The sequence below is a fragment of the Pseudomonas sp. PNPG3 genome, from assembly GCF_023093815.1.
Classification (GTDB): Bacteria; Pseudomonadota; Gammaproteobacteria; order Pseudomonadales; family Pseudomonadaceae; genus Aquipseudomonas; species Aquipseudomonas asiatica.
On record NZ_JALLKV010000020.1, the window covers coordinates 1 to 14,314 of the forward strand.

At 61.9% G+C, this 14,314-nt stretch carries 10 protein-coding genes; all 10 read right to left on the reverse strand.

Features of this window, described 5'->3' with window-relative positions; translation table 11 throughout:
* Positions 1 to 36: 36 nt before the first annotated feature.
* The gene (locus MJ643_RS14900) at positions 37 to 372 is read right to left on the reverse strand and encodes a GlpM family protein (protein WP_013973973.1); all 336 of its coding nucleotides are present in this window, start codon (positions 370 to 372) and stop codon (positions 37 to 39) included.
* Between the two features lie 25 nt (positions 373 to 397).
* On the reverse strand, positions 398 to 1,726 hold the full coding sequence (locus MJ643_RS14905) for a sigma-54 dependent transcriptional regulator (RefSeq protein ID WP_013973972.1): 1,329 nt from the start codon (positions 1,724 to 1,726) through the stop codon (positions 398 to 400).
* The gene (locus MJ643_RS14910) at positions 1,723 to 3,627 is read right to left on the reverse strand and encodes an ATP-binding protein (RefSeq protein WP_044047147.1); all 1,905 of its coding nucleotides are present in this window, start codon (positions 3,625 to 3,627) and stop codon (positions 1,723 to 1,725) included. Before MJ643_RS14910 ends, MJ643_RS14905 begins: the two co-directional genes overlap by 4 nt.
* Before the next feature lie 72 nt (positions 3,628 to 3,699).
* On the reverse strand, positions 3,700 to 4,434 hold the full coding sequence (locus MJ643_RS14915; RefSeq protein WP_003258023.1) for an amino acid ABC transporter ATP-binding protein: 735 nt from the start codon (positions 4,432 to 4,434) through the stop codon (positions 3,700 to 3,702).
* Positions 4,431 to 5,102: an ABC transporter permease subunit gene (locus MJ643_RS14920; RefSeq protein WP_047595781.1), complete on the reverse strand. Its 672-nt coding sequence runs from the start codon at positions 5,100 to 5,102 to the stop codon at positions 4,431 to 4,433. Before MJ643_RS14920 ends, MJ643_RS14915 begins: the two co-directional genes overlap by 4 nt.
* On the reverse strand, positions 5,103 to 5,849 hold the full coding sequence (locus MJ643_RS14925; RefSeq protein ID WP_015271574.1) for an amino acid ABC transporter permease: 747 nt from the start codon (positions 5,847 to 5,849) through the stop codon (positions 5,103 to 5,105).
* 141 nt (positions 5,850 to 5,990) lie between these two features.
* Positions 5,991 to 6,908: a glutamate/aspartate ABC transporter substrate-binding protein gene (locus MJ643_RS14930; RefSeq protein ID WP_013973968.1), complete on the reverse strand. Its 918-nt coding sequence runs from the start codon at positions 6,906 to 6,908 to the stop codon at positions 5,991 to 5,993.
* 322 nt (positions 6,909 to 7,230) lie between these two features.
* Positions 7,231 to 11,379, reverse strand: a complete 4,149-nt coding sequence (locus MJ643_RS14935; protein ID WP_208209426.1) for an NEL-type E3 ubiquitin ligase domain-containing protein — start codon at positions 11,377 to 11,379, stop codon at positions 7,231 to 7,233.
* Positions 11,380 to 11,513: 134 nt separating this feature from the next.
* Complete coding sequence (glpD, locus tag MJ643_RS14940; protein WP_024087667.1) at positions 11,514 to 13,046, reverse strand: glycerol-3-phosphate dehydrogenase; 1,533 nt, start codon at positions 13,044 to 13,046, stop codon at positions 11,514 to 11,516.
* A gap of 252 nt (positions 13,047 to 13,298) precedes the next feature.
* Positions 13,299 to 14,054, reverse strand: a complete 756-nt coding sequence (gene glpR / locus MJ643_RS14945; protein ID WP_013973965.1) for a DNA-binding transcriptional repressor GlpR — start codon at positions 14,052 to 14,054, stop codon at positions 13,299 to 13,301.
* Positions 14,055 to 14,314: the final 260 nt, after the last annotated feature.

The following is a 14,314-nucleotide window of genomic DNA, read 5'->3' on the forward strand; positions in this document are numbered from 1 at the left end:
CAAGGCCGCTCTCACAGGGTTGCGTGCGCCTTCAGGCTAGTGCATCCGCACCCACAAGGTCACCAGCACGGTCGCCGCCATCAGCCAGGCCACCGTGGCCAGCGCCAGCGATGCCTCCAGGCGCATGCGGTCGACCAGTACATACAAGGTCGCCAGGTACACGAAGTACGGAATGATCGACCACATGCCGAACAGGATGGTGGTCTTCAGGTCGGCAATGCTGCGCCCCTTGCCGACAATGTAGTGGGCAATCAGCGCGAAGGTGGGGAACAGCGGCACCAGCCCGGCGATGTAGTAATTGCGTGTCTTCGAAAGCACCGCCAGCAGCACCACCACACCAGCACCCAGGGCAGCTTTGAATACCAGGTCCACGTTGTCTTTCCAGGTTGGGTTGAGGTCAGCCGAGGCCGTATTTCTTCACTTTGTCGAACAGCGTGGTCTTGGCCATGCCCAGCTCCTGGCTGGCCTGGCTCAGGTTGCCACCAGTACGTTGCAGGGCATCGCTGAGCAGGTTGCGCTCGAACGCTTCCACCGCCTCGGCAAAGCCCAAGCCTTGGCTGGCACCACCGCTGGGGCCTTTCTTGAACGCAGGCAGGCCGAGGGCATAGCGTTCGGCGACGTTGCGCAGCTCACGCACGTTGCCCGGCCAGTCGTGGGCCATCAGGCGCGACAGGGTCTGGCTGTCCAGCGCAGGTGTTTCACGGTCGAAGCGCAGGGCCGACTGCTGCAGGAAGTGTTCGAACAGCTGCAGGATATCTTCGCGGCGCTCGCGCAGCGGTGGCAGCTCCAGTGTCACCACGTTCAGCCGGTAATACAGGTCGCTGCGGAACTGGCCACTCTGGCCCATGGCATCCAGGTCAGACTTGGTGGCGGCGATCACCCGGCAGTCCACCGGAATGCTCTGGTTCGAGCCCAGCCGCTCCAGGGTGCGCTCCTGCAGCACACGCAACAGCTTGATCTGCAGGTTGATCGGCATGCTCTCCACTTCGTCGAGGAACAGCGTGCCGCCATTGGCATGTTCGATCTTGCCGATGCGGCGTTTGCCGGCACCGGTGAAGGCGTTGGCCTCGTGGCCGAAAATCTCGCTTTCGAACAGGTTTTCCGGCAAGCCGCCACAGTTAAGTGCCACGAACGGCTGGCCCTGACGACGGCTGAAGTCGTGCAGGCAGCGGGCGACCAGTTCCTTGCCGGTACCGGTTTCGCCTTCGATCAGCACGTTGGCCGAGGTATCGGCGACGTTGGCGATGAGCTCGCGCAGGTGCTCCATGGCCGGCGAACGGCCAATGATGCGCCCCTCCAGGCTGCTTTGCTCCGCCAATTGGCGGCGCAGGGCCACCACTTCGCGCGACAGCCCGCGCTGTTCGAGGGCGCGGCGCACCACGTCGACCAGGCGCTCCGGGGAGAAGGGTTTTTCCATGAAGTCGTAGGCGCCATTGCGCATGGCGCCCACCGCCATGTCGATATCGCCGTGGCCGGTGATCAGTACCACCGGCAGGCTGCGGTCGCGGGCCTTGAGGCGGTTGAGCAGCTCCAGGCCATCGATGCCCGGCAGGCGTATATCGCTGACGACGATGCCGGCGAAGTCGTCGCCGATGCGCTCCAGCGCCTGCTCGGCGCTGCCCACACCTTCACAGGCGATGTCTTCCAGGGCCAGCGCCTGTTGGCAGCCGAGCAGCACATGCGGGTCGTCTTCGACGATCAGGACGGTAAGAGGCGCTTGGTTCATGGGTGCTCTGCCGATTCGCTAGGGGGTGAGACCAGGGGCAGGGCCAGGACGAAGGCCGTACCGCCGCTGGCGGGATGCTCGACGTTGAGGCTGCCCTTGGCGGCGGCGGCAAGGCTCGCCGACAGGGTCAGGCCCAGGCCCAGGCCGTGTTCGCCCGGCTTGGTGGTGAAGAAAGGTTCGAACAGGTGCTTGCGCGCCTCGGCGTCGATGCCGTGGCCATTGTCGCGCACCTGCAAACGGTACTTGTCGCCCTGCAGCTCGCCTTCCAGCCACAGTTGCGGCAGTGGCTGGGCGGCCATGGCATCCAGGGCGTTGCCGATCAGGTTGACCAGGATCTGCTCCAGGCGGGTCTGGTCGATGGCCAGCTGCTGGTCCTCGAACTGATTGTGCAGCTGCAGGTGGCAGGCGCTGATGCGGTTGGCCAGCACCTGCAAGGTAGCGTCCACTGCCTTGGCCAGCGAAGCCTGGCCGCTGTCGTCGCTGCGTCGGGCGAACGAGCGCAGGCTGGCGGTGATTCGGCCCATGCGGTCGATCAGGTCGTTCATGGTACGCAGGTTGGTGCTGGCGGTTTCCAGCGCCCCGCGTTCGAGGAAGCGCACGGTGTTGCCGGACAACGTGCGCAGCGCGGCCAGCGGTTGGTTCAGTTCGTGGGCAATGCTGGTGGACATCTGCCCGATGGCGGCCAGCTTGCCAGCCTGTACCAGTTCATCCTGGGCGTGACGCAGGGTCTGCTCGGCATGCCGGCGCTCGCGAATCTGACCCTTCAGGCGTTCATTGCTGGCACGCAGGTCGGCCGTGCGTTCGGTAATCCGTCGTTCCAGCTGGCTGTTGGCTTCCTGCAGGGCCTCGCGGGCTGCCAGGCGAGTGGCGATGACCTTGCGCCGTTCGTTCCAGGCGATGCCGAGGATCGCCAGCAATGCAAAGGCCACGCCTGCCAGGATGCCCTGTACCATGGATTCGCGGCGCAGGTCCTGCAGCGGGGTCAGCAGGGTGAAATGCCAGGGCGTGTCGACCAGGCGCCGGGTCTGGGCCAGGTAGGCCATTTCGCGGGCCTTGCCCTGTGCGGTTTCGCTGTTGGCCGGGAAGGTCAGCTTTTCCACACCATCGGCCAGGGTCTCCCGTGCCAGGGGTTGCAGTTCGTTCAGCGGCCACCAGTAGTACTGCAGGCTGCGAGCCAGGCGCTCCTTGATCTGCGGGGTCAGCGGGCGTACCGACTTCAGGCGCCGGGCAGGGTCGCTGGAGAGGATGATGATGCCGTTCTCGTCGCTGACGAACGCCTCCAGGCGGGCACGCTGCCAGCGCTCCTCGAGGGTGTCCAGGCGCACTTTGATCACCGCCACGCCAATGATCTTGCCATGCTCCTCCAGGCCGTGGGCCAGGTAATAGCCGGCCTCGCCGGTTGTACTGCCGATACCGTAGAAACGCCCGGGTTCGCCGCGCACGGCAGTCTGGAAGTAGGCCCGGAACGACAGGTCCTCGCCGAGGAACGAGTCGGCATCGCGCCAGTTGCTGGTAGCCTGGACACGGCCGTTGGTGTCGAGGACGAAGATGGCCCGGCTGCGGCTGCGCCGGTTCAGGCCTTCGAGGTATTCGTTGACGGTCTGCCGCGAGCCGCCGTCAGGGTCGGTGAGCAGATGCGAGACGCTGTCTTCCAGCTCCAGCAGGCTCGGCAGGTAGGTGTACTTGCTGATTTCGCTCTCGACCGTGCGCGCGTGCAGCTCCAGCTGGCGCTCGCCGTTTTCGCTGAGGGTGCGGATGCCGCTGCTCTCGCTGATCAGGTAGCCAGCCATTCCCAGGCCGACCATCAGCAGGATGATCAGTGGCGGTAACAGCAATTGGCGGAGCAGGCGGGATTTCACGGCAGGCTTGGCAGGGAGAAGAAGCGAAGGATCGCATTTCATCACAGTGGCCTTGTCACGACCAGCGCCTGCTGCCCGAAGGGCAGCGGCGCCGACCGCTTCAGTGAAGCAAAATCAGTGTTGCAGGATCTTGCTGAGGAAGTGCTGGGTACGTTCGTGGCGGGCACTCGGGTTGCCGAAGAAGTCTTCCTTCTGGCAATCCTCGATGATGTTGCCCTTGTCCATGAAGATCACGCGGTTGGCCACCTTGCGGGCAAAGCCCATTTCGTGGGTCACGCACATCATTGTCATGCCTTCGTGGGCCAGCTCGACCATCACGTCCAGTACTTCGTTGACCATTTCCGGGTCCAGGGCTGAGGTCGGTTCGTCGAACAGCATGACGATCGGGTCCATCGACAGGGCGCGGGCGATGGCCACGCGCTGCTGCTGGCCGCCGGACAGCTGGCCGGGGTGCTTCTTGGCGTGGGCACCGAGGCCGACGCGGTCGAGCAGGGCCAGGCCCTTCTTGGTCGCTTCTGCTTCGCTGCGGCCAAGCACCTTGCGCTGGGCGATGGTCAGGTTCTCGGTGATGGACAGGTGCGGGAACAGCTCGAAGTGCTGGAACACCATGCCAACGCGCGAACGCAGCTTGGGCAGGTTGGTCTTGGGGTCGGCGATCGAGGTGCCGTCGACCACGATGTCACCTTTCTGGAACGGCTCCAGGGCGTTGACGCACTTGATCAGGGTGGACTTGCCCGAGCCCGACGGGCCGCAGACCACCACCACTTCACCCTTCTTGACCTCGGTGCTGCAGTCGGTCAGTACCTGGAAGTCCCCGTACCACTTGTTTACGTTCTTGATGGAAATCATACGGCGATCCTTTTTTGCAGGCGCTTGACCAGCCACGAAGCGGAGAAGCTGATGAGGAAGTACACGACACCGGCGAAAATCAGGAACTCATGGGAGCGCCCGATGATGTCGCCGTTGGAGCGTGCCGAGTTGAGGAAGTCCACCAGGCCCACGGTGTAGACCAGCGAGGTGTCCTGGAACAGGATGATGCTCTGCTGCAAAAGCAGCGGCGTCATCTTGCGGAAGGCCTGGGGCAAGATGATCAGGCGCATGGTCTGGCCGTAGGTCATGCCCAGGGCCTGGGCGGCGCCCATCTGGCCTTTGGAGATCGACTGCACGCCGGCGCGGACGATTTCGCAGAAGTACGCGGCCTCGAACATCATGAATGCCACCACGCAGGAGGTGAAGGCACCTACCGGGGTGTCCTCGCCGGTAATCCAGCGCAGCACGAATGGTACCGCCAGGTAGAACCAGGTGATTACCAGCAGCAGCGGGATCGAGCGGAAGTAGTTGACGTAGGCGCCGGCCACGTTCGACAGCAGCTTGCTCGACGACAGGCGCATCAGGGCCAGGATGGTCCCCAGTACAATGCCGCCAACCACGCCCATTACCATCAGCTGCAGGGTCATGACCATGCCTTCCCAAAGGGCAGGCAGGGCCGGGATGATTTCGCTGAAATCCATGTCCATTTATTTGCCCCCTACGGAAATCAGGCCGGGCACCGAGACTTTCTTCTCGACCATGCGCATCAGCAGCATCAGGCCCATGTTCAGGGTGAAGTAGATCAGCGTGGCCAAGGTGAAGGCCTCGAACAGGTTCGCCGAGAACTCAGCGGTCTGCTTGGTTTGTGCCAGCAGTTCCATCAGGCCGATCAGCGACGCCACCGACGAGTTCTTGAACACGTTCAGGAATTCCGAGGTGAGCGGCGGAATGATGATCCGGTAGGCTTGTGGCAGCAGCACGTTGGTGTAGATCTGCGACAGGCTGAAGCCCATGGCGCGGGCGGCGGCTTCCTGGCCGCGGGGCAGCGCCTGGATGCCGGTACGCACCTGCTCGCACACGCGGGCGGCAGTGAACAGGCCCAGGCAGATGACCACGCTGATCAGCGCCGAAGTGGTCGGGTTGAGGTCCTGCTTGAACCATTCCTGCAGGCCTTCTGGCAGCAGGTCTGGCACCAGGAAGTACCAGATGAACAGCTGCACCAGCAGCGGTACGTTGCGGAACAGCTCCACATAGGCGGTGGCGATACCCGATACCAAACGGTTCGGCACGGTGCGCATGACACCGAGGACCGAGCCCAGCAGCAAGGCGATGACCCAGGCGGAGATGGCGATGGCGATGGTCCAGCCCAGGCCGGTGACGTACCAGTCCAGATAGGTTTCGCTGCCCACGCCGGTGGACTTGAAGAACACGCCCCAGTCCCAGTTGTAATTCATCGGGATTTCCCCTCAGACGGTTGTTTCACGGGCACCTTCCAACATCCGAGGGCATAAGCCCTCGGATGAAAGGTTAGACACTAACGGGTGGCCTGCAGGTTTAATTCGCGCTTTGCAGCGCAACAGGCCATGGGCTGGTGGTCAGGACTTTTTCTCGTCGGCAGCCTTGTCGGTTGGCTCGGCGATCAGTTTCTTCAGCTCGTCGCTCATCGGGAACTGCAGGTTCAGACCCTTCGGCGGGATTGGCTGTTGGAACCATTTGTCGTAGCTCTTGTTGACTTCGCCCGACTTGAAGTAGCCGACGATGGCGTCATCGACCGCTTTCTTGAAGGCCGCGTCATCCTTGCGCACCATGCAGCCGTAGATCTCGTAGGACTGCGGGGTACCGGTGATGACCCAGTCCGACGGTTTGCGAGCCTTGGCCATTTCGCCGGCGAGCAGGGCGTCGTCCATCATGAAGGCCACGGCGCGGCCGCTTTCGAGCATGTTGAAGGCTTCACCGTGGTCCTTGGCGGAAATCACGTTCATCTTCATCTGCTTGTCGGCGTTCATCGCCTTGAGGATGCGCTCGGAGGTGGTACCTGCGGTGGTTACCACGTTCTTGCCGGCCAGGTCCGGGAAGTCCTTGTATGCCGGCTGACCGTCCTTGACCTTGGTCAGCAGGCGGGTACCGACTTCGAAGATACCGACCGAGAAGCCGACCTGCTGCTGGCGCTCGACGTTGTTGGTGGTGGAGCCGCACTCGAGGTCTACGGTGCCGTTCTGCACCAGCGGGATGCGGGTCTGGGAGGTGACGAGGTTGTAGCGGACCTTGATGTCCGTGCCCAGCTGCTTCTTCAGGGCGTCGACGACAGCCATCTGGATGTCATGCGAGTAGCCCACGGGCTCGGGCTTGCCGGCCAGGTAGGAAAACGGGATGGAGGAGTCGCGGTGGCCCAGGGTGATGGTGCCCGAATCCTTGATCTTCTTCAGGGTGCCGGTCAGTTCTTCGGCCATGGCCGGCGAAGCGATCACAGCGGCCGCGATGGCGGCGCCCAGCAATTGACGAACGATGCGCATCAAATTTTCCTCGACGTGTTTGTTTTTTTTATGGAGCCGTTGGCGGACTCTTCGTTCAACGAATACAGAAATAAACGATTGCATTCGGCTACCAAGTGTAGAGCATGAGTCGTGCCAAGCTCTGGTATTGATCATAACGCCTCGAATTCATTGGGAATCAACCTTTCGCACTCATCGTCTGATGGTAAGTTCCATTCGCCATACCGAATGAGTGGCGGTTAATCGTTCGGAAATCCGAACGGATTTGCCAGCCCTGGATCGCAATGCACGAGCGATCAGGACCGCTGCCATGCAGCGCCTGATCGCAGTGCTGCCAGCTTGGTCAATGGGGCATGAGCCGCTCTTTCGGCGTCTGGTTCCAGCGCGCCCAGGCCTCGGTAGTGAGGGTGCGTATCAGCACTGACTCCTCGGCGGCAAGTTCGCGCATCAAAACCCTGGCCTGGTCTTCATAGCCCGCTTCCTGGCCGGCCACGGCCCTTGCCTCGAGCGCTTCCATTCGCTCGTGATAAGGCCTTGCGGTCGCCTCGAAACGGTCAGCATAGGTTTCTCGCAGGTAGTTCTGCCAGTAAGGGCGGCCTGCAAGCGCGTCCAGCATCGACAAGGTGCTGTAGCTTTGCAGTACTTCTATTTCTGCTGCGTTCAGATCCCGCGTTGTCACGTGGGCGAATGATGCGAAGTGCATCTCATCCGGTGGTGCTGGCAAGTCAAGTGGCCCCGTCAGCCGCAGGCGATAGAAAAGCCGAACTTCGATTTCATCTACTCTGCGTCCTGCTTCGCGCAGGGCCTGGATGTGCCGGTTGGCAATATCGTCAAGCAGGTCCAGGCGGTGCAGCTGGCCGCCCAGATACAGCAGGTGGCTCTCTCTCATTTCCGCTGGCACCCCTTCGATGCCCTGGAAGGCCAGCACGCCCACTTCCATCTGGTTGAGCAGCAGCAACAGGCGGTCCTCGCAGGTACGCGGCCCGTCGGCCTCGCGAAACAACTGCTCGCGTAACGCTTCATTGTTTTCGCAGGCTTCGAGGATGTGCCAGAGACGGCGTCGATAATGCCGCGGATGGGCCTCGAAGTCTTCGCTCTGGGCAAAGTCGGCCAGGAATCTGAACAGGCCTCCAGAGCCCGGCTCTTCGCTCAGGCGGTCCCAGGCTGCCTCCCGTTCTGCACGGAGGAGCTCGTTTCTGGACGCTACCCAGGTTGCACGGGTTTCTTCATCTATTGGCTCGTGGGCATACGACGCGCTGCCTCGGGCGCCTGTTTCGCTGGCACCCTGTGCTTCGTCCAGATACTCGATGCTGCCTTCGCTCAACGGATTGTCATGCAGGTTCAGCCTTTGCAGGCGCAGGCGCAAGCCGCGCATCTCGCGCTGCAACTCGCTGATTCTGTTGTCGCGCAAGTCGATATGGGCGCGTAGCGCTACGCTCTGGTGGACCAGGCCAATATCCGCCTGGCCCGTTGCTCGCAGGCGCAGGTCCCGCACATGTGGCAAGGCCGAGAGGTCGGGCATGCCGTTGAGGGGGTTGTAGTTGAGTATCAGGGTATCCAGCCGCTGCAACTGAGCCAGGCGGCTGCTACCTGCTGCGTCCATCGCAATCAGGTTGTTGCTCAGGTTCAAGCGCCGTAGCTGGCTGAGGCCCTCGATGCCATCGGGAACCAATGTCAGCCGGTTGCCGCTCAGGTCCAGGTCCACGACGTTGGGGAACAGCCTTAGGAAGCGCGCATCGATCTGCTGCAGGCGCATGTTGCGTAACGTCAGCCGGCGCACGTGTCGGTATTCCACACCCTCCGGCAGGTCTGGCAAGGCATCGATGTGCTCGCCGTCTATGGTCAGTTCATATTGGTCGTTGCCGTCCACCAGTTTGCGCCGCCAACTGCGGCGAAGGGTATCGGCTACCCGGCGTCTGCGAATGGCGTCGATCGGAGATTGCCAACCGGCCTGCCAGACCCGAAGTGTTTCGCGTAGGTCGGCAAGCTGGCGTTGCAGCGTCTGGTAATGGTCCCACAAGCTCTCCCCGCGCTGGCGGACTGCTTCGAGGTAAGCGTCCAGTTGCAGCTCGGAGAGTGTGGGGAATATTTGATGGATCCCTCGGCGAATAGCGCTTTGGCTGCTTTCACCACCGCCGCTGAGTGTATAGGCCAGCCTGCCGTCGGCGAAACGCCGGGGCGGCCTGATAGTTGCGCGGATGCCGGGCAGGTCGAGCAGGCCAGCCGTTGAGTCGCGATCCTGTTCGGCTGCCATGGCCAGTTTGTCGCGCAGTTCCCTGAGCTGCAGGTTGCGGTTCCCCAACCGGGTTTTCTGCTCGTCGTCCAGGCATTGCAGGAGCGCTGCCAGCAAGGACTTGCCCTGGGTTTCTTCGCCAGCCAGGGCGTAGCCTTGCTCATTTTTGACAATGGTGCGTACCTTCTGCGCGGTCTCGCTCTGGCTGGCGAATATCTGTAATCCCTCCAGTCCGCCGTGGCGTAATTCGACCCGTACTGAGTCTGGCCACGGGGCTTCCCGCTCGATGAGGCGTAGGGCCAGTATTTCGCTATCGGTGTTGGCCAGGTTCTGTAGGCGCAAGCCGAGACAAGCCCGGTCGATACGGCTGGCATGTTCATACCATCGTGCATGTTGCGCCATGCTCAGTGGTATCCGCCCGGAAGCATGCAACTGTTCTATCTGGGCGCTACTGCCATGGTCGATGACTTCCTGGGCGCCCCTTGGCGATAGCCCCCGAAAGGCGCCGATCAGCTTGGCCTGGTCGATGGATAGCGGTGTTTGCCATGCCTGAAGTTTCTGCTCGAAGGCCAGCCCTTTCAGGGTCGGATCCTGCTGGTGCAGCTTGATCCGGTCGTGGATGTCTAGCAGCCGCGCGGGTGGTGGAGCGTTCTCCAGGCAAAGTCGGCGCAGCTGGTCCACGGACAGGCCTGTGACCTGCAGAAGCATCCGGCCATGGTCTGATAAAGTGTCGGCAAAGTGCTCCCCTTGCAGGCCTTCCAATAATATCGAGACATCTTCCTCGGCAGGCAGGTAGCGGAGGTTTCTGGCCAGCCTTACGCCGCGGCCGGGCAACACCGTTGGCGCAAGCCTGTCGACAAAAGGTATTCGTCCCAGCGTATGCAGCGCACCTGCAGTCAGGCCTGTGGTCGCCAGGCCTTGGGCTACGTTGAACAAGTGGTCCAGTGCACCTTGGCGATCACCTAACTGCCAGTCCTGGTAGCCTTCGTAGACTTCATCGAGCAATTGCGCCGCGCTGACGACCAGCAGCAGGTCTCCCAATACCGGTACGACCAGAGCTGCCAGCCCCAGCAGGTCCAATCCGGCGCTGAGCATGCCCTGCAAGCGCTGATGTCTGCTCAGGCGGTCTTCGACGTCCGTGGGCACAGCCAGGTAGGCTGCATCATCGAACATTCGTCCGAGCAAAAGCGCTCGTACATGTGCGAACACATCCCCCTCTATTGGCAGGTTTCGCCCGTCGAGCTGCAGTTTCTTTGCTCCAGGCGACGCTACCAGCCGTTGTGCAAGTTCCTTGTCGAAAGCGCTTGTGTCCCGCGCCTTGATGAAACGCTTGAAAAACCTGCGGAATGGTTGCTGTTTGAGGCGAGTGGCCAGGTCGCTGTACACATCGTTCCAACTGTCGTAAAAGCACAGGCTTTGCCCGGGGGCATCGGGTATCCAGACGATGATCTCGTCGATGTCGGCAGCCAAGGCAGGGCGCCACTCGAGAGTGATGACCCCCGTCACGCACTTGCCAAGCAGATAGAGTTGGCGAGGTGTCAGCGTGCCTTTGCCATAGGTTGCGAGCGCAGGGGTTTCCAGCATCGACCGCAGCCGAAGCAAATCCCGCTCATCCAGTTGCCGCTTGAACCTGGCTTCGTAAACCGCTGCTTGCATGCGCGTTCGTACGCCGGTTTCAAACAGGTGCCTTATTGTCGTGCGCGCCTGATCGCCCGGCTGGCCACGCCCAGCGTTGGGTTCGAGCACTGTCTTGAGCAGCACCTGATACTTGCCGCCCAGATCCAGCGAGCGGCACAGGCGAACGAATTGCTCGAAGGTCATGGCCAGCTTTTCGCCTTTCTCGTTTTCCAGATGCGCTTTACGCAACAGCCACGGTTCAGCTTCGTGTGCTTCGAAGTTATGCAGGGCGGCAGCCAGCAGGGTTTGTCGTGTGCTATGGATTACGGTCGGCTTGTAGAAATGCTCTGCGGCCGAAGGTAGTTGGAACTCTTCGCTCACGACCACGTGACCCCGTCGCGCGTCGATATGCCCCACTCTCTGCTCACGCAGCGCGCGTTCGAGCAGGGGCAGGGCGAAGTCTTCGAGGCGAGGGATTCTTTCGAGCAGATGGCGAAGCCTGTCCGCTGCCTGTTGTTGTGCACCCAAGGCCTTGCCGTAGGCTTGCAGGTGCGTTGTGTCGGCGCCGGTCAACCAGTCTGGCAGTTGCTGGGCGATCAGGGCGTCGACTGAATAGGACGGGTTGTATTCGGTGGGTGGCATGTGATGTTCTCCGGGGTTTGAAAGACCCCAGAGCATCACGCCGATAATGTGGTTTGGCGGTAGTTACTGCTGCGCCGAATGGTACGCTTGACAGCCAGGCGCTTGCGCCTGGCGCGTGTGGGCGGGCCAGGGAGTCACGCTGCCTGGGTGCGCGCCTGCTGCTCTCGTTGCAGGTAGTCTGCAAGCACCTGTTGTTCGCCCGCGCTGGTGAACAGGCCCAGCTTGGTGCGGCGCCAGAGAATGTCTTCAGCGCTGCAGGCCCATTCGTTGCTGGCGAGGTAGTCGACCTCTCGAGCGAACAACCCACCACCAATTGCCTGGCCCAGGTCTTCCGGCCCTTGCACGCCCTCCAGCAACTGCCATACACGGCTGCCATAGGTCAGCACCCAGCGCCTGGCGATATCGACCGGCAACCAGCCACAGCGCGCCAGCACCGCATCTACCAGAGCCTGCACCGTGGTCATTTGCTCACCACCAGGTAGCGGCGCGCCAGCGGTCCAGCTGCCGCGCATCTGTGGGAAGTGCGGCTTGAGCTCGGCCATCGCCGATTCGGCCAGTTTGCGGTAGGTGGTCAGCTTGCCACCGAATACCGACAGCAACGGCGCTTGCCCTTCACTGGCGGACAGCGCCAGGGTGTAGTCGCGAGTGACCGCGGACGGATTGTCCGATTCGTCGTTGCACAGTGGGCGCACGCCGGAATAGGTGTGCACGATGTCGCTGCGGCTGATCTGATGGTTGAAATGGGCGTTGACCACTTTGAGCAGATAATCGGTTTCCTGCTCGGTGATCGCGACTTTGGCTGGGTCGCCGCTGTATTCGCGATCGGTGGTGCCGATCAGCGTGAAACGCTCCAGGTACGGGATGCAGAAGACGATACGCTGGTCCTCGTTCTGCAGGATGTAGGCATGTTCGCCTTCGTACATGCGCGGCACGATGATGTGGCTGCCCTGGATCAGGCGGATGCCGTAGGGGGCATCGAGCTTGAGGTCGTCCTTGATGAAGCTGGCCACCCACGGCCCGGCGGCATTGACCAGGGCACGGGCGCGAATGGTCTGCAGGCGGCCGTCAGCGTGCTGCAACTCCACTTGCCACAGGCCATCCACACGCTCCGCGCGCAGGCAGCGGGTGCGGGTATGGATATGGGCACCTTTTTCCCGTGCGGCCATCGCATTCAGCACTACCAGGCGGGCATCGTCCACCGCGCAGTCGGCGTATTCGAAACCACGGCTGATTGCAGGCTTGAGCGGGTATCCCGGGCCGAAGCGCAGGCTGCGCGAAGCACCCAGGCGCTTGCGCTTGCCCAGGTGATCGTAGAGGAACAGGCCAGCGCGAATCATCCAGGCAGGGCGCAAGTGCGGGCGGTGCGGCAGCACGAAGCGCATCGGCTTGACGATGTGCGGGGCTTTGGCCAGCAGTACTTCGCGCTCGGCCAGCGCTTCACGCACCAGGCGGAACTCGTAGTGCTCCAGGTAGCGCAGGCCGCCGTGGATCAGTTTGCTGCTGGCCGACGAGGTGTGCTGGGCCAGGTCGTCCTTTTCGCAGAGGAATACCTTGAGGCCACGCCCGGCGGCGTCGGCAGCGATGCCCACGCCATTGATGCCGCCGCCGATTACGGCGAGGTCATAGCAGTCGGCGACTGGGGGCTGGGACGAAACGGGCTGGGACACGGGCAAGGCCTCCTGGTGCTGTTTACATCGAATATGAACATTTATGTTCGTTTTCGAAAATACTAGCGCAACAGAAAGCTGGTCGCCAGTCAGTCTTTATAGAAAAAACTGATCAGATGACAATGAAATGAACATTTACGAAAGTTTTGGATGATCGGTTTGAAAGGTATCGCACCTGTGAGATCAAGCGCGGCGTGGGCGACGCTCGATCTCACAGGCGCGACAAACCTTGCGGCATGCGCCTGTCAGCCCTCAAACCACCTCAAGCCGGATCTTGTACTGGTTCAGCAGCTGGGTGAGGGCGGCGGTTGGCGCCTGGTCGGTCACCAGGCAGTCGACCAGGCTGATCGAGCCCATGCGCACCATGGCGTTGCGCCCGAACTTGCTGGAGTCGGCGGCAAGGATCACTTGCCGGGCATTGGCGATGATTGCCTGGGATACCCGCACTTCCTGGTAATCGAAATCGAGCAGGCTGCCATCTTCGTCGATGCCGCTGATGCCCACCAGGGCGAAGTCGACCTTGAACTGGTTGATGAAGTCGACACTGGCCTGGCCGACGACGCCGCCATCACGGCGCACCGTACCACCAGCCACCAGCACTTCGAAATCGTCCTTGGCGGCTAGGATCGCGGCCACGTGCAGGTTGTTGGTGATGACTTTCAGGTGGTTGTGGTTGAGCAGCGCCCGGGCGATGGATTCGGTGGTGGTGCCGATGTTGATGAACAGCGAGGCATGGTCGGGAATCTGCCGGGCCACGGCTTCGGCGATGCGTTGCTTTTCGTCGCGCATCTGATCGGCGCGCATGGCGTAGGCGGTGTTCTCGATGCTCGAGTCGTAGGCCGCGCCCCCGTGGTAGCGACGTAGCAGATTGAGCTCGGCCAGCTGGTTGATATCACGGCGGATGGTTTGCGGTGTGACGACGAACAGCTGCGCCATTTCTTCGATACTGACGTAACCGCGTTCGCGCACCAGTTCGAGGATTTGTTGTTGGCGAGGGGGCAGATTCATGGGCGGTCCTTTGGGGCTGCCGGACAAATGCTGCAATGATGCCGTAGGACGCGGACTACGACCAGTAGACTATCGGGGCGGCCGCGGGGACAAATGCCCTGCATCGATTCTGTGGCCTGCGCTGGCGCTTTTTTGTAGGAGCGGCCTTGTGTCGCGAAAGGGCCGCGAAGCGGCCCCAGCAACATTTGCAATGACACGAAAATCCTGGGGCCGCTTTGCGGCCCTTTCGCGACACAAGGCCGCTCCTACACGTGGGGTAG

Coding starts and splice junctions, on each gene's coding strand:
- MJ643_RS14905 (WP_013973972.1), bottom strand. CDS start 1,726: ATGAACCAAGCGCCTCTTACCGTCCTGATCGTCGAAGACGACCCGCAT.
- MJ643_RS14935 (WP_208209426.1), bottom strand. CDS start 11,379: ATGCCACCCACCGAATACAACCCGTCCTATTCAGTCGACGCCCTGATC.
- MJ643_RS14930 (WP_013973968.1), bottom strand. CDS start 6,908: ATGCGCATCGTTCGTCAATTGCTGGGCGCCGCCATCGCGGCCGCTGTG.
- MJ643_RS14910 (WP_044047147.1), bottom strand. CDS start 3,627: ATGAAATGCGATCCTTCGCTTCTTCTCCCTGCCAAGCCTGCCGTGAAA.
- MJ643_RS14925 (WP_015271574.1), bottom strand. CDS start 5,849: ATGAATTACAACTGGGACTGGGGCGTGTTCTTCAAGTCCACCGGCGTG.
- MJ643_RS14915 (WP_003258023.1), bottom strand. CDS start 4,434: ATGATTTCCATCAAGAACGTAAACAAGTGGTACGGGGACTTCCAGGTA.
- glpR (WP_013973965.1), bottom strand. CDS start 14,054: ATGAATCTGCCCCCTCGCCAACAACAAATCCTCGAACTGGTGCGCGAA.
- MJ643_RS14920 (WP_047595781.1), bottom strand. CDS start 5,102: ATGGACATGGATTTCAGCGAAATCATCCCGGCCCTGCCTGCCCTTTGG.